The 21,366-nt window shown below is 63.1% G+C and carries 10 protein-coding genes; 9 read left to right on the top strand and 1 reads right to left on the bottom strand.

Translation table 11 applies throughout. The features are described from left to right. Positions 1-37 precede the first annotated feature (37 nt). The 3 genes from hflC to J3485_RS25365 are packed head-to-tail and all read left to right on the top strand — an operon-like array spanning position 38 to position 4,181. Positions 38-1,117: a protease modulator HflC gene (gene hflC / locus J3485_RS25375; protein WP_206957072.1), complete on the top strand. Its 1,080-nt coding sequence runs from the start codon at positions 38-40 to the stop codon at positions 1,115-1,117. Beyond that, positions 1,114-2,226, top strand: coding sequence for an SPFH domain-containing protein (locus J3485_RS25370; RefSeq protein ID WP_206957071.1), 1,113 nt, complete (start codon positions 1,114-1,116; stop codon positions 2,224-2,226). The genes hflC and J3485_RS25370 overlap by 4 nt, the downstream gene beginning before the upstream one ends. Next, on the top strand, positions 2,223-4,181 hold the full coding sequence (locus J3485_RS25365; protein WP_206957070.1) for a heavy metal translocating P-type ATPase: 1,959 nt from the start codon (positions 2,223-2,225) through the stop codon (positions 4,179-4,181). The genes J3485_RS25370 and J3485_RS25365 overlap by 4 nt, the downstream gene beginning before the upstream one ends. Here J3485_RS25365 and ftrA read toward each other — a convergent pair. After that, the gene (gene ftrA / locus J3485_RS25360) at positions 4,160-5,188 is read right to left on the bottom strand and encodes a transcriptional regulator FtrA (RefSeq protein ID WP_206957069.1); all 1,029 of its coding nucleotides are present in this window, start codon (positions 5,186-5,188) and stop codon (positions 4,160-4,162) included. The two genes, J3485_RS25365 and ftrA, sit on opposite strands and share 22 nt — an antisense overlap. A 727-nt stretch (positions 5,189-5,915) precedes the next feature. Here ftrA and J3485_RS25355 point away from each other — a divergent pair. The 6 genes from J3485_RS25355 (at position 5,916) to J3485_RS25330 (ending at position 21,359) form a co-directional block, all read left to right on the top strand. Then, positions 5,916-7,073: an amidohydrolase family protein gene (locus tag J3485_RS25355; protein ID WP_206957068.1), complete on the top strand. Its 1,158-nt coding sequence runs from the start codon at positions 5,916-5,918 to the stop codon at positions 7,071-7,073. A 33-nt stretch (positions 7,074-7,106) separates the two neighbouring features. Continuing rightward, positions 7,107-8,819, top strand: a complete 1,713-nt coding sequence (gene cimA, locus J3485_RS25350; protein WP_277991647.1) for a citramalate synthase — start codon at positions 7,107-7,109, stop codon at positions 8,817-8,819. Position 8,820: 1 nt separating this feature from the next. Continuing rightward, entirely contained in the window at positions 8,821-10,668 is a 1,848-nt protein-coding gene (asnB, locus tag J3485_RS25345; RefSeq protein WP_206957066.1) for an asparagine synthase (glutamine-hydrolyzing), read from the top strand. 127 nt (positions 10,669-10,795) lie between these two features. Next, complete coding sequence (locus tag J3485_RS25340; protein ID WP_206957065.1) at positions 10,796-12,100, top strand: hypothetical protein; 1,305 nt, start codon at positions 10,796-10,798, stop codon at positions 12,098-12,100. A gap of 18 nt (positions 12,101-12,118) precedes the next feature. Continuing rightward, a complete protein-coding gene (locus tag J3485_RS25335; protein WP_206957064.1) occupies positions 12,119-20,608 on the top strand; it encodes a type I polyketide synthase in 8,490 nt (2,829 codons plus the stop codon). Continuing rightward, positions 20,601-21,359 (top strand): hypothetical protein, encoded by a 759-nt coding sequence (locus tag J3485_RS25330; RefSeq protein WP_206957063.1) that lies wholly within the window; start codon positions 20,601-20,603, stop codon positions 21,357-21,359. The genes J3485_RS25335 and J3485_RS25330 overlap by 8 nt, the downstream gene beginning before the upstream one ends. Positions 21,360-21,366: the final 7 nt, after the last annotated feature.

The following is a 21,366-nucleotide window of genomic DNA, read 5'->3' as shown; positions in this document are numbered from 1 at the left end:
GCGCCGCGCGCTCGTCGATTCGTTTCGAGGTGACACGGTGAGTCTTTTTCATTCGCATGCGCATGGTCACGACCACGATCACGGTGGGCACGATCACGACGGCGAGGGGCATTCGCATGACGACGGCGATGGCGACGGCCGGCAGCCGCGTCGCCGCTTTGCCTTGCGCCTATCGTTAGCAGTCCTATGCGTCTTGGTCGCTGCCGCCGTAGCCAGCCTCGTGCAGGTGCGCTCGGGCGAGGCGATGGTGGTGACGCGGTTCGGCCAGCCCGTGCGCGTGCTGCTCGAACCGGGCCTCGCTTGGCGTCTGCCGGCGCCGATCGAAGCGGCGATGCCCGTCGATCTGCGTTTGCATACGACTTCGAGCGGGTTGCAGGACGTCGGCACGCGCGACGGTTCGCGCATCATCGTGCAGGCCTACGTGGCATGGCGCGTAGGCGGCGATCCGAGTGATGTCGGCCGTTTCGTGCGCGCCGTGCGCAACGAGCCCGACGAGGCGGCCAGACAGATTCGCTCGCTGCTCGGCTCCGCGCTGCAGACCACGTCGGCGGGTTTCGACCTGGCCTCGCTCGTCAACACCGATCCGGGGCAAGTGCGGATTTCGGCGTTCGAAGAAAGCCTGCGCCGCCAAATCGACGCGCAATTGCATGCGGCCTACGGCGTTCACGTCGTGCAGGTCGGTCTGGAGCGATTGACGTTGCCGGCGGTGACGTTGGCCGCAACGGTGCAGCGCATGAGCGCGGAACGCGAAACGGTGGCCGCGCAGCGTATGGCCGACGGCAAGCGCGAGGCGGCGCAGATTCGCTCCGACGCCGATCGGGAGGCGCGCGAGGCCGTGGCCGATGCGACCGTCAAGGCGGCCGACATCGAAGCGCAATCGCGCAAGGATGCCGCCTCGATTTACGGTAAGGCCTATGCGGCCGATCCGCGCCTTTATACGATACTGCGCTCGCTCGACACGCTCGATTCGGTCGTCAATTCCAATACGAACCTGATCGTGCGCACCGATGCCGCACCGTTCAGCGCGTTGGTACATGGCCCCGTCGGGCTCGATTCGGCCGTGCCCGCCGCGGCGGCCGCCGCTTCGCCGCTCAAACGAGGCAAGCGCGCGCCATGAACCGGGATGCCTCTTCCTCACTCGGGCCGGGCGGCCAGGCCGTGCGTTTGTCGTTCTGGTTCGTCGTGGCGATTGCGCTATTGGCAGCGTGTGCATGGGCGTTTTCCAATGTGCGGCGCATTCCGGCGGACGGTAGCGCGGTCGTGACGCGCTTCGGCGCATTCGTGCGCAAGCAGGATGCCGGGTTGTTGATCGCATGGCCGCGGCCGTTCGAAACCGTCGTCATGGTGCCGGGCAGCGCGCACGTGCTGAGCTTGCCGATACGCTCGCTGCAGCGCGACCCGCGCGCGAGCGGGGCGGACCCCTCGGCATCGAGCATGAAATCCGATGGACAAGGCGGGGCCATGCAGCCGTTCGATGAGGAGTCCTCATTAAATGGGGAACAGGCCGAAGCACTGCTGCCCGACGCATTGGCGGGATCGGGCTATATGCTCACGGGCGATAACGGTGTCGTTCAGTTGAACGCGACGCTCTATTACCGCGTCGTCGATCCTTTCGCTTATGTGTTGCAGAAGGATCGGCTCGATTCGGCGCTGCAGCGGATCGTGTGCGCGGCGGCGGTGCAAGTGGCGGCCAAGCGCGATCTCGACTCGATCTTGGTGGCACGGCCCGAGCAGCGCGTATCGGAGCAGAGGATGGCGCTCGAGCGCGATCAATTGCGCATGGACATCGCGCGCGAGATCGAGCGACATTTGACGGCGCTCGAGCGCGTCCACGCGGGCCTGGGCGTCGACGTCGTGCGGGTCGATTTGCAGGCCTCGTTTCCGGCGGCGGCGGTCGGCGCATTTACTGCCGTTCTGACGTCGCTGCAACAGGCCGAACGCAACGTGGCCGAAGCGAGGACGTTCGGCGAGCAGCGGCGGCAAGACGGCCAGCAGCGCGCCGATCGCATACTCGCGGATGCGCAAGCGAACGCGGCCGAGCGTGTCGCGCAGGCGCACTCCAGCACTGCGCTGATCGAGCAGTTGGAAGGCGCGGCGCAAAGCGATCCTGGGCTCGTCGCGCGCCTATATCGCGACCGTATGCGGCAGATTCTGTCGAAGGTGCACGTGACGACGGTCGATCCGCACGATACGTCGAACTTGATCTTGCCGGGGAACACCAGATGAGCGCGAGCATCGACCGAGCCGGCTTGCATGAGATCGAGCCGATACACACGCACACCGCGGCAATCGCGTTGTCGGAAGCGGAGCAGCGGACGGCGACGAGACAGATCGCGTTGGCGCTGGCCGCGGCCGGGTTGCTCGTGTTGTCGATGGCATGGCGCTATTGGGCCAAAGCGGGCGAGCCCCTTTCGCAGGTCTTGGCCGGCCTAGCTTCGTTGCTCGTGGCCGGCCCTGTCTTCACGGGTGCCTGGCACAGTCTGCGCAAACCGAGTCTGCATGGTGTGACGGATCGGTTGATCGCATTGGCGATGCTCGCGGCCTGGGCTACCGGCGATATGGTGACGGCAGCGTTGCTGCCGGTCGTCATGACGCTCGGGCATGCGCTCGAGGAGCGCAGCGTGTTGGGCTCGCAAGAAGCGATCCGCGCGCTCGGAAGACTGACGCAGTCGAAGGTGCGCCGCGTGAATGCCGCGGGCCACGTCGAAGACGTCGCATTCGATAGTCTCGCTCCGGGCGACGTCGTCGAAGTCGTGCCCGGTGCGCGGATTCCGGCCGACGGCATCGTGCGCTTGGGCCACTCGAGCGTCGACAACGGCCCCATTACGGGCGAATCGATTCCGGTCGAGGTCGAGCTGGGCACGCCCGTGTTCGGTGGCTCGATGAACATCGACGGGCCGCTGCGCATCGAAGTGACGCAAGTGGGCAAGCAATCGACGCTCGGCAAGATCATCGAACTCATGCAGCGCGCGGAACGCGCGAAGCCGCCGGTGACGCAGATGCTCGAGCGCTATATGGGCGGCTATCTCGCGCTCGTGCTACTGATCGCTGCGATCGTATGGTTCACGTCGTCGAACGCGACGGCGATGCTGGCCGTCATCGTTGCGGCGTGTCCGTGCGCCCTCGTGCTTGCCGCGCCCGCGACTGCGATCGCCGGCATCGCAGTGGGCGCGCGGCACGGCATTTTATTTAGGAGTGCTGTCTTTCTCGATAAGCTTGCCGAGATCGACTCCGTCGTACTCGACAAGACGGGCACGCTCACCTACGGCGAACTGCGTGTGGTCGACGTCGCGCTTCAATCCGGATTCGCGTTGTCCGACGCGATCGATCTCGCGGCGCGACTCGGCGAGGGCAGCGCCCATCCCGTGAGCCGAGCCCTCGTGCGCTATGCCGCCGAGACCGACCCGCGTCAGGCGGACAAACCCCCGTTCGACGACATGCACGAGCTGCGCGGCTTGGGCGTGATTGCGCAAACGTCGGGCGGCGTGGCCGTGCTGGGGCGCCATGCGCTGCTCGCCGATCACGTCGCGGCGTTGCCGCCGGCGCCGGCGCGCATCGACGGCCCTTGCGTCGGGCTCGCGTTGAACGGGCAATTAATGGCGTGGTTCGCGTTTGCCGATGTGCTGCGGCCCGAGGCGCACGACGCGTTGAACGATTTGCGCGAACTCGGGCTACACCGTTATGCGCTGCTGACCGGCGACCGCGCGCCCGTGGCGCACGCATTGGCCTCGCGCATCGGCATTGAAACGGTGATGGCCGAAGCATTGCCGCATGAGAAGCTCGAATTCGTCATCGGGGAAATGAAGGCTGGGCGGCATCCGCTCGTCGTCGGTGATGGCCTGAACGACTTGCTCGCGATCAAGGCAGGCACGACTAGCATCGCAATGGGGGAGCGCGGTATCGACGTTGCCGTCGCGTCCGCCGACATCGTGCTGCTAGGCGACGACCTGCGCCGCATGGCAACCTGCATTCGGCTCGGGCGGCAATGCCGCAGGACGGCAACGGTCAATGCGGCGATCGGTCTCGGATGGACCGTCGGCGTCATTGCATTGGCGGCACTGGGCCTCATGGGGGCCGTGACCGTCGCGCTGTTGCACAATCTCGGCACCTTTATCGTCATTGCCAACGCCGGGCGCTTGCTGCGCATCGACGAGCGTACTCAAGCAGCCCGCAACGGCTGACGCGCGAGACGTTGCGGCTGCGGGTCGTGCAGCAGGCTCGCGCGATAGCGGCCGGGACTCGTGCCGAAGCGAACGCGGAAGTGGTGACGCAGCGTATCGGCCGAGCCGAAGCCACATGCGGTGGCGACGTCCTCGATCGGCATGGCGGTGTCTTCGAGCAACTGGCGCGCTTGCGTGATTCGCTCTTGCAGTACCCATTCTCCGGGGCTGACACCCGTTGCGCGTTCGAAGTGCCGAATGAACGTACGCCGGCTCATGCCGGTTTTGTCCGCCAATGTATCGATCGTCATGTCCTCGTCCAAGTGCATGCGCGCCCACGCTAGGACATCGGCGAGCGGATCGCCCTCGTCGCGCACGGGAACCGAGATGAATTGCGCTTGCCCACCCTCGCGATGTGCGGGAATGACGAGGCGGCGCGCCACTTCGTTGGCGACGGCCGCGCCATAGTCGCGCCGCACGATATGCACACATAAATCGAGCCCGGCCGCGCGGCCGGCGGAACTCAGGATGTCGCCGTCGTCGACATAGAGCACGCGCGGATCGACCAGCAGATTCGGATAGCGGCGCGCGAGCGCATCGGCCTGCGCCCAGTGCACGGCCGCGCGCCGGCCGTCGAGCAGGCCCGCGGCGGCCAGCACGAAGACGCCCGAGCAAATCGAAGCGATGCGCACCCCCCGCGCATGAGCATGGCGCAGCGTCTCGAGCAGCGGCTCGGGCGGGACAGCATCGATATCGTGCCAACCGGGCACGATGATCGTGCTCGCCTCTTCGAGGCAAGCGAGCCCCGCATCGGTCAGCAACTTGACGCCGAACCCCAAGAGCAGCGGGTGCTTCGGCTGGTCGGCGCAAACCACGACGCGGTACCAATTCGCGCCCATATTCCGCAGCCCGAACACTTCGACAGCGATGCCGAATTCGAACGCATTGACACCGTCGTAGGCGAGCACGCCCACGACAGGGCTCGCGACACGCGAGGGAGCGACGGTGAGAGATGATCTAGGTGGCATAAATTTCCCGATACATGTCATACGTGCCGCTGGTCAAACGCCCCGAAGCGTTGCATAGTGGGTACGTTCTCCGTACGCCGGCGCCCAATTCTTTTCGGGGTGCTTTGGAACTCACTGTTTATGCTGTCGCGCGCTGTCGAGTCGCACACGAATTATTTCGTTGCCGCCTTGGCAGTATAAATGTGTCTGCAAAAAATCGGTTTACTTGCCACGAAAAGTTCACGCTGGACGGATGTGCGGAATAATGAATTTTTTCGCGTATCGCATGATTAATTTTCATCATTGAGTGCGATTGCGGTAGACGGGGCGTTCTGTTCGTGTTGATCGGTATGCGGATTAAACCTTTTTATCGAACGTTGATCTAGAATGCATTGCGCTGAAATTCATGGAGAGGCGAGCGAGCGCGATGCGTTCGTCGTCGAGGCCGCGCTTTCCCGGCAGGCCGATCGGGTCTGATGCCGTTATCCGCCGAACCCGCATTGCTTTTCGCCGTTCTTAAGTTTCCCCGTAAATACCGGGGAGGGACTGCTTTTCTCTGTTCATTTATGGTGCTGCGAAGCTCATTCGAAGTGAATTGTCGTATAAATCGATTTCGATGCCTGCTAAAAATGGTGGGTGCTTCCGCATGGTGAATATTTCTCCGTTGGGTTGAGTGTTGGTTGTGTCATTGATCGTCTGAGAATCTTCATTTTGATCGATTGAGTAACTCTTAAAAGGAAGGAATGCTATGAAATTCGAACGAATCTCCGCTGACTCGCACATCGATCTGCATTGGCTGCCGGCCGACTTATTCACGAAGAATGCCACGCCGGCCATGAAGGAGCGGATGCCATTCGTCGTCGAAGCGGAAGATCCGTATTGGACGAACCCGAAAGGCACGTGGCTCGGTTATGTTTCCGGCTTCGGCCCGTACGGCCAGAAGTACGTGGCCGGCAGCAATGCCAAGATCGACATCATGGCTGCCACGGGTCTCTATTCGGATGCCGCCAAAGGCCGGCGTCGTGTCAGCGATCCGGTGCTGCGCCAAGAAGACATGGCACGCGATCGGATTGACGCGGAGGTCATCTACGGTCTCGCCGGCGAAACGCTGCTGCGCATGGAAGACCCGGAGGCGGCCGTCGAAATGTGTCGCATCTATAACGACTGGCTCGTTCAATTCTGCAAAGGTTCGAGCGGACGGCTCTATGGTCTCGCGGCCTTGCACGATTCGGATGTCGAGGCCGCCTCGAAGGAAGCGCAACGCATCGCCGAGTATCGCGGCGCGGGCATCGTCGGCGTCAATCTGGCGGTGAATCGCGACACGCGTCCGCTTTGGCATCCTAGCTGGGAACCGCTGTGGCGCACGCTGGCCAACGTGCGTTTGCCGCTGCATATCCACTGCTTCCGTTCGCTGCCGTTGACGCTCGAGGAAATCGACGTCGACGGCAAGCCCAAACGCGCAGCGTTCTTTACGAGCGTATCGGGCTTTCAGATGAGCCTCGTGCATCCGCTCGCGGCGCTGATCGGCGCGGGTGTGCTCGAACGCTATCCCACGCTGCAAGTCGTGCTCGGCGAAAGCGGTTTGAGCTGGCTGCCCTATGTGCTGCAACGCATGGATCACGAATACACGGGGCGCTTCAACGATCTCGATCTAACGATGCTGCCGAGCGAGTACTGGCGCCGCCAGTGCAAAGCCGTGTTCCAAACGGATGAACTGGGCATGAAGCTGATCGACGACCTGGGTGCCGAGACGATCCTCTGGGGCAACGACTATCCGCACTCGGACGGCACCTGGCCCGAATCCGAGAAGGTGTTCGCCGAGCAGTTCAAGTCCTTGCCGGCGGACGTAATGCGCAAGATCACCTGTGAAAACGCCGGCCGCTTATACGGAATCCTGAAGGACTGAGCGGTATGACCGAGGGCACGCTGAGAGAGCATCATGATAAAAATCTACGATTGCACTTTGAGAGAAGGGGCCCAGGCATCAGGGGTCACCTTTTCCGTACGCGATAAGCTTCGCATCGCCGAGCTGTTGGACGACATCGGCTTCACGTATACCGAGGGCGGATGGCCGGGCGCGAATGCCAAAGACACGCGCTTCTTCGAAGAGCTGAAGAGTCTCTCGCTCAAGCGTATCAAGGTCGTGGCATTCGGGCGCACGAAGCGTTCCTCCGTCAAGGCGGAGGACGACGCCAGCCTCGGAGCGCTCGTGAAGACGGGCATCGCGCACGGCCATATCTTCGGCAAGGGCTGGGACCTCCACCTGAGCGAGGTGCTCGGCATCTCGCCCGAGGAAAACCGTGAGTCGGTATTCGATTCGATCCGCTTCCTGAAGCAGCACATGGAAGAAGTGAGCTTCGGATTCGAGCATTTCTTCGACGCCTATAAGGAGAACCCGCAAGGCGCGATGAAGCTGATCGAAGCCGCCGTGCAAGCCGGCGTCGATTGGATCGATTTGGCCGATACGAACGGCGGCTGTTTCCCGCATGAAGTCGCGCAGATCGTATCGACCGTGACGGGATCGTTCGGCATCGAGTTCGCCGTGCATTGCCATAACGATACGGGTTGCGGCGTTGCCAACACGATCGCAGCCGTGCAAAACGGGGTGAAGATCGTCGAAGGCACGGTCAACGGTTATTCGGAGCGATGCGGAATGGCCGATCTGTGCACGGTGATCCCCAATCTGCAGCTCAAGCTCGGCTATCCGATTCTCGAGCCGAGCAAGCTCAGGCAGCTCACGAAGTTGTCGCAAGAAGTAGCCGAACTGCTGCAGACGGCGCCGCCGACATTCCATCCGTACGTCGGATCGCTTGCGTTCACGCATAAAGGCGGCGTGCACGTGGACGGCTTCCTCAAGCATCGGCGCACCTACGAGCACATCGACCCCGATCTCGTGGGCAATCGCAGCGACATCATCGTGTCCGAGGTGGCGGGCAAGAGCAACCTGAAGAGCTTTTTGCGCAAGCATCGGCTCGATCATCTGTTCGGCGATCACGAGGTCGAAGGATTGGTCGGGCTCGTGAAGGCGCTCGAGCACAACGGCTTCGAATTCAACTCTTCCGAAGAGTCGCTCGTGTTGATGTTGCTTCGGCATTGCGGGAAGTCGAGCCGTCGGATTCAGGTCAATCGTCTCTCGGTCAACTTGGCCGATCGCGCCGTGCTTGACGATGGCGAAGTGTCGGCCGGCGCGAGCACGACCGCCGGACTCATCGCACTGACGGGCTGGGGCATCCCGCTCGACGTCAGCAGCATCGAACTCGACGGCAACTTCAGCTTCTTCACGCGCCACAGCGACACGCTCGATCAGCGCATGCACTTCGCGCTCACGGGGCAGCAGGCTTCGCTCAGTCAACTCGTCGAAGGGTTCGTCACGCGATGCATCGAGTTCTTCCCGGAGTTGGCCGGCACGCAGCTCGTCGATTTCAAGGTGCGCGCGATCAACGACAAGCCGCAGCGCGTTCGCGTCGTGCTCGAGTTCAGCGATGGGTTGCGCACGTGGAAGATGGGTGCGGTCAATTCGAGCATCACGAATGCGACGTTGAACGCGACGATCGAGGCGCTCGAATACCGCTTGTGCCTCGACGATCTCGAAACGTTCGTACCGAGAACGAGCGATAGCCCGCGATCGGAACTCGTGAACAACGGGAGGTAGCATGTGCGGCATTTCGGGCTGGATCGATTGGAATCGCAATCTGAAAGAGCACGTGCCGACGTTGCGCGAGATGACGGCTTCACTCGTGCACCGGGGCCCCGATGCGTCGGGCGAATGGGTGTCGGCCACCGCCGCGCTCGGGCATCGACGTCTGTCGATCATCGACCCCGAGAACGGCGCGCAGCCGATGGTGCGGCAAGTGCGCCAACGCACGTACGTCATCGTCTACAACGGCGAGCTCTATAACGTGCCCGAGTTGCGCCGGGCGCTCGAGGCCCGCGGCTGCCGGTTCGACACGCGCTGCGATACGGAAGTGCTGCTGCAGGCCTATATCGAATGGGGGCCGGCCTGTCTCGATCGGCTGAACGGGATCTTTGCTTTCGCAGTGTGGGAAGAGTCGGAAAAGCGGCTCTTTCTCGCGCGCGATCGGATCGGCGTGAAGCCGCTCTTTTTCGCGCGAATCGGCAGCGCGTTTCTGTTCGGCTCGGAGATGAAGGCGCTGCTGGTAAACCCGCTCGTATCACGCGAGGTTGAACTCGAAGCGTTTCATGAGCTGTTGTTCCTAGGCCCGGCGCGTACGCCCGGTTCCGGCGTGTTTCGCCAGATCGAGGAACTCAAGGCGGGGTGGTGCATGTCGCTCGGTACGGGCGGCCTCGAAAAGTGGCCGTACTGGAAGCTCGAGAGCCGTCCGCATGAGCACGACTTCGCACACACCGTCGAGCGCGTGCGCGAGCTCGTCATCGATTCCGTGACCAATCAGTTGGTTTCGGACGTGCCGATCGGGACGATGGTGTCGGGCGGGCTCGATTCGAGTTCGATCACGGCGATCTCCGCCGGCGTTTTCAAGGATGCCGGCAAGGGTCCGCTCGATACCTATTCGATCGATTTCGTCGACAACAGCACGCACTTCAAGGCCACCGACTACGTGCCCGACGAGGATGCACCGTGGGTCGAGAAGGTGACGGGGCACCTCGGCACGCATCATCATCGCGTGATGCTCGATACGGGCGAGCTCATCTCCCAGCTCGGAGATGCCATGCGATCGCGCGATTTGCCGGGCATGTGGGAGGTCGACGCTTCGCTGCAACTCTTTTGCAGGGAGATTCGGAAGCGTTCGACGGTCGTTCTGTCCGGCGAGACGGCCGACGAGATCTTCGGCGGTTATCGGTGGTTTCACCAGGCGCGCGATTACGACGTCGAGCGTTTTCCGTGGGTGCGCATGATCGACGGGCGCGCGCGGCTGCTCGCACCCGAGCTCAAGCGCACGCTCGATGCCGAAGCGCTCGTCGCGCGGCATTACCGGCAGGTCGTCGACGAATGTCCGAAGCTCGCAGGCGAGGATGTGGGCGAGGCGCGCCGGCGCGCGATGTTCTACATCAATTTCACGCGCTGGCTGCCGATGATGCTCGACCGGAAGGATCGCGCGAGTATGGCCGAAGGCCTCGAGGTGCGCGTGCCGTTCTGCGATCACCGCATCGTCGAATATCTATGGAATGTGCCGTGGACGATGAAGAACGCCGGCGATCGCGAGAAGGGGCTGTTGCGCCATGCGATGGAGGGCATCTTGCCGCACGATGTGATTTGGCGGCCGAAGAGTCCGTTCCCGACCACGCATAACCCGCAATATCTGCACGACGTGCGCGCCCTGCTCGTCGATCGGCTGAAGGAGTCGGACTCGCCGCTGCGCCGCCTGCTCGACATGAGCGAGATGGACCGTGTGCTGGCGGCGTCAGAGGATGACGCACGCAATCGCCACTGGTTCGGCATGTATGCGAAGGACGCACAGTTCTTGGCCTATCTCTATCAGATCGACCTCTGGATGACGGAGTACGGCGTGTCGCTTGTTTGATGTCTCGTTTGGCGTCCAGCTCGACGCCGCCGGCGGCCACGTGTCGCTTTCCGATGTCTTTTCGAACGTTCGCACGATCGAGCGCGCAGGCGCGCGCTCGATCGCGGCATCAATAGGAGCAGACAAGGTGCTTATCAGAGATGAAATTCTGGGCGACGAAGGCGGCCTGAAGGCCGTATCGATCGAGCCGATCTGGACGCTTTACGACCACTCGAAAGAAATCTTCGACGCGCTTCTCGAAGCGGACCCCGCGGTAAGCGGCGTTTATGACTTGCTCAAGACCGAATTGCCCGTGCAGCGTCAGTGGGCATTCGGCGATTACGGCCCCGTCTCGCGGCCCGATCGTCACGTGCGCGCGTTCTACCTCGATCTCGGCAAGCTCAAGAGCGTGTCGCGCGGGCGAGGTTTCGTGGCGATCAAAGGCACGGAGCCCGTGGCCGAGAATTTCGACAGCATCGTCAAGCGTATGGGCGAGATGTGGAACATCTTTAGCTGGACGATCGGCGGGCAATCGCGTCACGTTCTCGAAGATCTGACGCTGATGAATCAGCTCGAACGATTTCCGATCAGCGAAGGTAAGCCACCCGGCGTTCATCCGCTGTGGGACGCCGACGATGAGGCGCGTTGCGCGCTTGAATTGCAAACGGCCTACTATCGCCGCTTCGGCAGGCTGGCGCGCATTCCTACGCCGCTGTTCGTCTATCGTTGGCCGACCGAGGTGCGCGAGCGGGCGCTCTCGATGCTGCGCCCGATGCTGTCGCCGCGCACGGCGTTGCTCGTCGACTCGTTGATACGCGACGATCTCGGCGCTTACGTCTATTACTACCCGGCCTATCCGATGCGCGCGATGCACGTGCGCGGCGACGTGGGCCCCGATGTGTCGTACGACAAGCGACATGCGACGCTGCGCGAGCAATCGGATCCGGATACGGCGATTCAGCGCTGGATTCGCTTGACCGCCGAGTTCTTGGCGCTCGGTTGGATTCCGACCGATCCGGCGCACTTCGGCCGCGGCAATTGCCTCATGGCGCAAAACCTCGTGCTCGACGGCGGCATCGTCGACGTCAACAGCATTCGGCACGTCTCGACGATGCGTGCGGCGGGCGAGCTCGACTTCGCGGTCCGCCAAAGCGTGCGCGAGCTGACGCAGTCGATTTGCTGGTATCTCGTCGGCAGCGAAGCCGGCATTCCCTGGTTCCAGCGCATCTTCGTCGATGCGTTCGCACACGTGTGGGAAGGGCTCAAGCGCGAGCTCGCCGAACTCGAGGCGCCCAAGGAGATTCAGGCCGTTTTCGCCAGCACCGGCGGCACGTACGGATCGCTCGATCGGCTGTTCCGCAATTACTTCCAGCTCAGCGGTTATCGCCCGCAGGACGCGGAGGCTCGGGAGTATCGACAAACGACTGCGAAAGCGACTGAGAACCGCGCTTGAACGGGTAGGAGCCCCATCATGCTGATCGCCACACCGAAACAACCGAGTCAATTGGCCGATCTCGTCGCCGTGCTGCGGTGGCGAGGCGAACACGAGAGCGCTCGCCGCGCCTTCACGTACGTGAACGACGACAGCATGAGCGAGGCCGGCCAGCTCTCTTTCGGCGAACTCGACATGAGAGCGCGCGCAATCGGCGTGTTGCTGGCCGAGCGCGGCGCCGCGGGAAAGCCGGTACTGCTCGTCTTTCCGTCAGGCTTCGATTTCGTGCCGGCCTTTTGGGGATGTCTCTATGCCGGTGCAATCGCGGTGCCGCTCGCGATGCCCGAGCGCGGGCACGAGGGTGTGTTGCGACGCATCGAAGGTGTGACCGACGACGCGAAGCCGCATTGTTTGCTGACGACGGCCGACGCCGATGCGCTGCTCGCACAGGCATTCGCCGATTCGCCGGCATTGCGCGATCTGCCGCGCGTTGCGGTGGATCGCATCGACGATATGCCGGCGCTCGCCCAGCGTTGGCAGGCGCCCGCGCTGAACGCGGAGAGCTTGGCATGCTTGCAATACACGTCCGGTTCGACGGGGACCGCCAAAGGCGTCATGCTGTCGCACGGCAATTTTCTCGCCAACAGCAAGCGTGCCGCGCAGGGCACGCAGTTCACGAACGACAGCGTGCTCGTGACGTGGTCGCCCACGTCGCACGCCGCAGGTTTGATGTATGGGGTCTGCATTCCCGTTTGCGAAGGCTTTCATTGCGTGCATCTCGAGACGCGGTTGTTTCTCGAGCAGCCGGTTCGCTGGCTGCGTGCGATCTCGCATTTTCGTGCGACGCATTCCGGCGGTCCGAACTTCGCCTACGATCAATGCGCGCAGCGGATCAAGCCCGAGCAATGGCACGAGTTGCGGCTCGATAGCTGGAAACATGCGTATAGCTCGGGCGAGGCCGTGCGCGTTCGAACACTGCGGCGCTTCGCGCGCGCGGCGCAGGCGAGCGGCTTCAGCGCCGATGCGTTTCAAGCGAGCTACGGGATATCGGAAGTCACGATGCGTGTGGCCGAATCGCCGGCCGGCCGGTTTCCGTCGATGTACCGGTTCGATGTCAAGGCGTTGGGACAAAGCCGCGCCGTTGAAGTATCGGGCGAACGCACCGACGATGTCGGCACCGAGGTGTTGGGTTATGGCCCGCTCGAGCGGGCCGGCCGCAAGATCCGCGTCGTCGATCCCGAAACGATGCGTCCCGTCGAGGACGGGCGCGTTGGCGAGATATGGATTTCAGGCGCCGATGTCGCGCAGGGTTATTTGAATCGTCCCGAAGACAGTGAAGCGATTTTTCGGGCCACGCTCGACGACGATGCGCACTCTTACTTCAGATCCGGCGATCTTGGCGTCGTCTATCGGAACGAGCTGTTTCTGGTCGGGCGCCTCAAAGAGTTGATCATCATTCGCGGCGCCAATCATTTTCCGCAGGACATCGAACTCGATGTCGAGCAGGCCGCGAGCCAAGTCGGCATCCAACGCGCCGCTGCGTTTTCGCATCGGATCGTCGGCGAGGAGGTGTTGGTTCTCGCAGTCGAGGTCGATGCATTATCGTTTAGGAATCCTGATGATGTGGCGGCGACGATACGGGAAGTCGTTAGCCGCAAGCATGGCTTGCGCGTGTACGACATTCTGTTCGTTCCGTCCGATTCGCTGCCGCGCACAGGCACCGGCAAGCTTCAACGCAGGCTCTGTCACGAACGCTACGAATCGGGGGAGTTGGAAGTATTGGTTCGTACGAAGCGCGGCGCGCCGCGCTCGACGCAGCAAACGTCGCGCGCGCAATCGGACATACGAACGTATATCCGCCGCGCGCTCGCCGAGCGCGTCGATCTGTCTGAAGACGAAATCGGCGATCGGCCATTTGCCGAATATGGTCTCGATTCGCTGGGTCTAGTGAGCTTGGCCTCAGAGCTCGGCGAGTATCTCGCGCGGCCCGTGTCGCCGGCCGAGCTGTACGATCATCCGACGGTCGATGCGCTCGTGCGATATCTGACCGAAGGCGAGACCGGCAGCGGAGCGCAGCATCAAGCGAATCGCGCCGGCATACCCGGCGGCCCCATCGCGATCGTCGGCATGTATCTGCGATTCCCCGGCGGCGACGGGCTCGACGACTACTGGCGCTTGCTAACCGAGGGCATCGATGCCGTATCGGAAGTGCCGTCGTCACGCTGGGATGCGGAAGCCTTGTACGATCCCGAGCCTGGCGTACCGGGCAAAACCAATAGCCGTTGGGGCGGATTCATCGAAGGCGTCGATTTATTCGACCGCGAACTTTTCGGATTGTCGGAGCGCGCCGCACGCGACACCGATCCGCAGCATCGGCTGCTGCTCGAAGCGGCGTGGGCCACGTTCGAAGATGCAGGCATCGCACCCGAGTCGTTGGCCGGTACGGCTACGGGCGTCTTCGTCGGCATTTCGCAATCGGACTACGGCCGCATTACGCTCGCGAGAACGCACGATTCGAGCCCGTTCGTGGCGACAGGTACGAGCCCTGCCGTCGCGTCGGGACGGCTGTCGTACACGTTCGATCTGCACGGGCCGAGTGTGTCGGTCGATACGGCGTGCTCGTCTTCGCTGGTTGCAATCCATCAAGCCTGCCGAGCGATTCGCAATGGCGAATGCGATCTCGCGTTGGCAGCGGCCGTCAATCTGATCCTCACGCCGGAGCGGACGATTTCGCTGAGCCACGGGACCTTCTTCGCAGCCGACGGCAAATGCAAGCCGTTCGATGCGAGCGCGAACGGTTACGTGCGTGGAGAAGGCGTCGGTGCGCTGCTGTTGAAGCCCCTCGATCGTGCGATCGAAGACCAGGATCGAATCTATGCCGTGATCCGCGGTAGCGCGGTCAATCAGGACGGCAAGACCAACGGCTTGACCGCGCCCAACGGGCTGGCTCAACGCGAGGTCGTACGGGCGGCATTGCGCGATGCGGGGTTGCGGCCGCGCGACGTCGATTATGTCGAAGCGCACGGCACCGGCACGGCGCTCGGCGACCCGATCGAAGTCGAGGCGCTCGGCGCGGTCTTCTCGTCGGACGGTCCGCGCGAGGCGCCGGTTGCAATCGGCTCGGTCAAGTCGAACATTGGCCACTTGGAATCGGCGGCCGGCATGGCCGGCGTGGTCAAGGCCGCGTTGACGCTGCATCGGCGCACGCTCGTACCGACGCTGCACTTGAAGCAGCTCAACCCGCATATCCGCTTCGCCGAGTTGCCGATTATCGTCCAGCAGCGCACGGAGCCGTGGGATGCGGGGTTCCCGCGCGTCGCGGGCATCAGCTCGTTCGGCTACAGCGGAACGAATGCGCACGTGGTGCTCGAGGAGGCCCCCGTGCGCGACGATGGCGATGCGCCAGCGCACGACGATGCAGATGCGAATGGCGCCTTCGCGCGATCGCGGCAACTGCTGGTGCTGTCCGGCGCGAGCGAAGCGGCGGTCCGTGATCAAGCTCGACGATTCGGCAGCTACGTCGCGCAAACGAACGCTGAGCAGTGGGTCGATGCGTGCTATACCGCTGCCCTTACGCGCGCCCAGCTTCCGTACCGCGTGGCCGTTGCTGCCGCCTCCCCCGATGCGATGGCCGAGGCGTTGCGCGCATTCGCCGATACCGGTGCTGCATCCGGTGTGGTGTCGGGGCGCGTGCCGGCTGGCGCCACGCCGAAAATCGGGTTCTTGTTTACGGGGAGCGGTGCGCAATACATCGGAATGGGTCGCGAACTCTACGAGACCGAGCCGGTTTTCCGCAGCGTAATCGATCGTTGCTCGCGCCTGCTCGAAGGCGCGCTCGAATTCCCGCTCAAGGCGGTGATGCTTGGCGAAGTCGACGACAAATCGCTGATCGATCAACTCTCCTACTTGCAACCGGCGCTGTTCGCGTTCGAATACGCGATGACCGAGCTATGGCGCTCGTGGGGTATCGAACCCGATCTCGTCATCGGACACAGTCTTGGCGAATTGATCGCTGCATGTGTCGCGGGCATGTTCGATTTGGAAGACGGCCTGCGCTTGATCGCGACGCGCGGCCGTCTCATGCAGTCGGTGCCGCGTCAGGGTGAAATGCTTGCGATCGTTGCCGACGAGGAACGCGCGCAGCAAGCTGTGCGCGATTATCCCGACGAGTTGGCCGTCGCCGCCATCAATGGCCCGGAAAGTATCGTGATTTCGGGTACGAGCGAACGCATCGGTGAATTGCAGCACCGTCTTGCGGCGGAAGGTGTCAAATGTACGCGTTTGGCCGTGTCGGGCGCGCCCCACTCCGCGTTGATGGATCCGATCCTCGACGACTTCGAAGCGGTCGCTGCGCGCGTGACGTTCCGGCCACCGCGCCTTGCTGTGATCTCCAACGTGACAGGCACGATCGCTTCGGCAGACGAAGTGTGCTCGGCTGCCTATTGGCGCCGGCATATTCGGCAGACCGTTCGATTCGCGCAAGGCGTCGAAACGTTGGCCGCGAGCCAATGCAACATCGTTATCGAAGTCGGCCCACGTCCGACGCTGCTCGGCATGGCGCGTGAGATCGTCGGCGTGCCGCAAGGCGTGTGGCTGCCTTCGATTCACAAGTCGCGCGGCAATTGGGAGCAACTGCTCGAAAGCCTTGGCGCCGTATACGTGCACGGCGGCCCGGTCGATTGGCGCGCCGTCTACCGCGGCGGCGATCATCGGCGTATGGCGCTGCCGACCTATCCGTTTCAGCGGCGGCGGTATTGGGTCCACGATGACGGACATCGAGCGACCGGCTCGTCGCCACCGCAGGGCATGAATACGGGGCACCCATTGCTCGGGCACGCACTTGGCGTGCTTGGCGGATTCGAGCAGCGGCTTGCCGCGCTACCGTCGTTCATCGGCGATCACTTCGTGTTCGGCCGTGTCGTATTTCCGGGTGCCGCATTCGTCGAGTCGGCACTCGCGACCGCACGCACGCATTGGGGGGCGGGGCCCTACGAGTTGCGCGACATGAGCCTGATGGCCGCACTCGTCGTCGAAAACAGCGACGCGCGTCATTTGCATATCCACGCATTACCGGACGGCGACGATTTGCTGCAACTGCGCATCTTCAGCGGTGTGCGAGGGTCGGTCGATGCCGTCCCGGTCGAGCATGCACGTCTGGAGTTGCGACATGCCGGCGGCGCTGCACCGACCGTCGATTGGCGCGCATTGCGAGCGCGCTGCGAGCACACGGTCGTGCCGGCCGAGCAATACGCGATGGTGCACAAGCTGGGCTTGCAAATCGGGCCGGCGTTTCAAGGGCTTCGCGAAATCCTTAGGGGTACTGAAGAAGCCGTTGCCGAAATCGAGCTCGACGACGCGCGTAGCGGCGAACTCGGGCAGTACCTGATTCACCCCGCGATGCTCGATTGTGGCTTCCAATTGAGCGGCGTCGCTCAAGGCGAGATGCATACGTTGTCCGTGCCGGTCGGTTTCGAGCGTATTACGTTCTACGGCTCGCCGGCACGACGTGTGTTCTGTCACGCGCGGATCACGGATCAGCAAGGGCCGCAAATCAAGTCGGATGTGCAATTCTTCGATGCCGACGGGCGCGTGCTCGTGAAGATCGAGGGATACGCCAAGCGCGCAGTTCGCGCCGAGACGCTGATCGGCGCCTCGACGAATTGGGCGCGTTGGGTGTCGGTCCCTCAGTGGAAGCCGGTGGCAGCGGTCAGAGTGGCGCAACGAGCGGCATCGACGAGTGCGCGTCACTGGCTCATTCTTGCGAACAGCGTGCTTTCACAAGTACTGGCGCAGCGTTTGGCGAGTCATGGCGACCTCTGCACGATTGTGAGCCTCGGTGATCATTACGCGAATCTCAGTGAGGGCCGCTTCGTTTCAACCGGTAGCTGCGAACGCGAACTCGGGCAGATCGTGCGGCAGGCGGCACAGCGCCGGCCCGTGACCGATGTCGTGGACGGTTGGTCGATCGATGACGAGGGTGCATCGCAGAAGAACCCGGGCGGTACGTTCGCTTCGACAAGCCATAGGGCGCTGCATATCGTGCAGGGCTTGTTGAGTTACGTCAACGAGAGCGGTGCGAATGTTCGGCTGACGTTCGTGACGCGCGGTGCGCAGCGTGTCGAAGGCGCGTCGGATGCGCTACGGCTCGACCAGGCGCCGCTTTGGGGCTTCGGGCGCGTCGTGCGGCGCGAGCACCCCGAACTGGGAGCGAGGCTCGTCGATCTCGATTCGCAGGGTTCGCTGCAAGCTCAGGCAGCGTGGCTAGCGAGCGAACTCGTAGAAGCATCGACGATGAGCGACGATAAGCGCGCGGATGAGGTCGTCGTGCGCGCGGGTACTCGACATGAGCCGCAGCTTGCGCGATTGCAGTTGCCCTCGAAAGCATCTGACAATCGTATCCGCTCCGATGCGACTTACCTCGTCACGGGCGGATTGAGCGGCCTTGGCCTCATCGCCGCGCGCCGGCTCGTGGAGCGTGGGGCCCGCTCGCTCGTGCTCGTCGGCAGGCGCGGCGCGACCGAGGAATCCGAATCGGTGCTGCGTTGGATGGCGCAACAAGGTGCGCGCGTCATCGTCGAACGCGCTGACGTGGGTAAAACGCAAGACATCGCGCGCGTGCTGTCGGCGGCTCGCTTGTCGATGCCGGCGTTGCGCGGGGTCATTCACTGCGCGGGAGTGGTGGCCGATCGTTCGATCGAGCGTCAGACAAGCGATAGCTTCGACGAGGTGTTCGGCCCCAAGGTCGAGGGTGCGTGGCATCTGCATATCGAAACGCAGGCCGATCCGCTCGATTTTTTCGTGCTCTATTCGTCCAATTCGTCGGTTGTCGGTCTTGGCGGACAAGCGAACTATGCCGCCGCGAACGCGTTCCTCGACGCGCTTGCGCATCATCGCAAGGCGATGGGTTTGCCCGCGCTCGCGATCAATTGGGGGCCATGGGCCGACGTCGGCATGGCGGTTCGTTCGAACGTTGTGAAGGAGCGTTTGAGCATCGATCCCGCGCGCGGATTGGAGGTGCTCGACGGGCTCATCGATGCAGCAGGCGAACCGGCGCAGGCGGTCGTGCCGGCGACGACCGACGAACGCCCCGGAACGAAGGCCGCCGCGCCGGCTTGGAACCTGTTGAGCCGACTCTCGGGCTTGGCGCCGGACGTGCGCATCCAAGCGCTGCGCGATTTCATACGCGAATGCGTCGCCGCGGTATCGGGCCGTGCACTCGAGGACATTCCGTTCGATCAGCCTGTCGTCGATATCGGGCTCGACTCACTGATGACGGTCGAACTTCGGCTCAAGCTCGGGGCATCGCTGGGTGGGAAGCGTTTGTCGAATACATTCACGCTCAAGCATCCCACCGTGGCCGCGATGGCCGATGAATTGCTGCGAGAACTCGGCGATGCGCTGGCGAGCGCATCCTCGGGCGATACGTCTGCGGCATTTACCGCGGCGGCGAGCGACGCACGTGGCAGCAGGCAGGCGAACGAGACATCGTCCGCATCATCCGCATCGTCCGATACCGCGGCGATTGCGACGAACGTCGTGCTGTTGCCCGGCAACGCGTCGAAAGTACCGCTGACGATGGTCCACGGCATGGGCGGCTATGCGTGGTCTTATCTGCCGCTGCGCCAGTACACGGGAGATCGGCCGCTCGTGCTCGTGAACAAGGTGCAGGGCGGAGAGACGCTGGCCGAATATGTCGCGTTGCTCGTCGAGACATTGCGCAGCCAGCAACCGCACGGCCCTTACATTCTCGGCGGATGGTCGGCCGGCGGCCGCCTTGCATTCGAAGTCGCATCGCTGCTCGAGCGGCAAGGCGAACGGGTACTCGGCGTGCTGATGTTCGACGTCTATCGGCAAACCGGCGTGCGGCTCGCGAAGTTCGTCGAAGCGCGTCGCGTGATGGATGCCGATGCGCACGACCGCGCACTCGCGGGCATGCATGCCATCGAACGCCTCGTGACCATCTTCGGCACCGGCATACGGCTTGCCGACGCGCAGGATGTCGCGCATCTCGCGCAACTCGTCCTGCCTGACGTATCGGTGCCGGCGCACATTGTGAGCGCGGGCATGGCTCACACGGCACGCTGGTTTCTCGATCAGCTTGCCGAGAACGGGCGTGGGCTCATGCTGCCCGATCCGAGCGGTGAAGTCACCGAAGCGCTCGAGACACTCTTCACGATTCGCCGCTTCTATCGGATGACGATGGGGGAAATCGACGGTTCCGTGACATTAGCGGCGCAGGCGTTTTCGATCAACGTGACGGACAACGAATACTCGCGAGGCTGGGAGCGACATTTCGTTCCGGCGCTACGGCAACTGGACGTGCGCATCGCGTCGCCGGGCCACGTCGAACTGTCGCCGTTCTCGTGCTTCGCCGAGCACATCGCACTATTCGACAAAGAAAACGTGGCGACCTTTGGGCCGCAAGTCGCCGATTTCCTCTCGGAGATCGAACGGACGGCGCGCTCCGAAGCAGCCGAGCATTTGGGAGCCGTAGACATGAATCGAAACCACGAGGTGCAAGATGTCTGATCTGTTCTTTCTGAATGAATTGAGTGAGTTTGCAGTTCTCGCTTCAGACATGCGGCTTGCGCATCCGTTCGTGATCGAGCCGATCGAAGGCAAAGAGGCCGTGCTCCGTAGCCTTCGAGCCGCCGCGGAGGCACTGGGCTCGGAACTCGAAGCAAGCGCCCGATTTCAGGGCGATTCCGCAGCGGCTGTCGCATGGACGAGCGGGCCGGCCGAGCGGAAGATCGAAGGCGTCACGCTTGCGCTGCTCGACGAGCAGGGCAAGCTCGCCGAGGTGCGGATTGCCTTGCGTCCGGTGCAATTCCTCGATGAGTGGCGCGAACGGTTGCTGCCTTGGCTTTCGAGTCAGCCGCGGACATGGCAGGTTGCGCCGCCGGATGCGAGACCGGCAGACTCCGCCGAACTCGTGCATCGGCGGTTTCCGTTTCCGTTGGCCGACGAGGCTGCATTCCATGCTCCCGCATTCGTGCGGCCGGTGCGCGGGGTGGACGCGGTGACGCATGTCCTCGCGCATGCGGGCGCCGCATATGGCGAATGCGAATACGGCCCGGCGCTGCGAAGCGACATGCAATTTCTTCGGGCGTTCACGTCGAAGGCGTTGCCGCTCGAGATCGTCAGCATCGCGCGGCTCGATGCCGACGAACGGATCGCCGATTGGCGCGCGTACATGCAGCCGTGGCCTTCGATGATCGTGTTTCGCGATCGGATGCGCGCGCGCCTCGGCGATTATCTCGATCCGTCTTACTTTGAGTGATGGGGCT

The organism is Trinickia acidisoli, from assembly GCF_017315725.1.
GTDB classification, from domain to species: Bacteria; Pseudomonadota; Gammaproteobacteria; order Burkholderiales; family Burkholderiaceae; genus Trinickia; species Trinickia acidisoli.
The sequence above is the reverse complement of the archived record's forward strand: the minus strand, read 5'-3'. Positions and strand labels throughout refer to the sequence as shown.

What these genes read in the sequence shown, in the direction of transcription:
- J3485_RS25370 (WP_206957071.1), top strand. Translation starts at nt 1,114, where the DNA reads ATGAACCGGGATGCCTCTTCCTCACTCGGGCCGGGCGGCCAGGCCGTG.
- J3485_RS25335 (WP_206957064.1), top strand. Translation starts at nt 12,119, where the DNA reads ATGCTGATCGCCACACCGAAACAACCGAGTCAATTGGCCGATCTCGTC.
- ftrA (WP_206957069.1), bottom strand. Translation starts at nt 5,188, where the DNA reads ATGCCACCTAGATCATCTCTCACCGTCGCTCCCTCGCGTGTCGCGAGC.
- J3485_RS25365 (WP_206957070.1), top strand. Translation starts at nt 2,223, where the DNA reads ATGAGCGCGAGCATCGACCGAGCCGGCTTGCATGAGATCGAGCCGATA.
- cimA (WP_277991647.1), top strand. Translation starts at nt 7,107, where the DNA reads ATGATAAAAATCTACGATTGCACTTTGAGAGAAGGGGCCCAGGCATCA.
- J3485_RS25330 (WP_206957063.1), top strand. Translation starts at nt 20,601, where the DNA reads ATGTCTGATCTGTTCTTTCTGAATGAATTGAGTGAGTTTGCAGTTCTC.
- J3485_RS25355 (WP_206957068.1), top strand. Translation starts at nt 5,916, where the DNA reads ATGAAATTCGAACGAATCTCCGCTGACTCGCACATCGATCTGCATTGG.
- asnB (WP_206957066.1), top strand. Translation starts at nt 8,821, where the DNA reads ATGTGCGGCATTTCGGGCTGGATCGATTGGAATCGCAATCTGAAAGAG.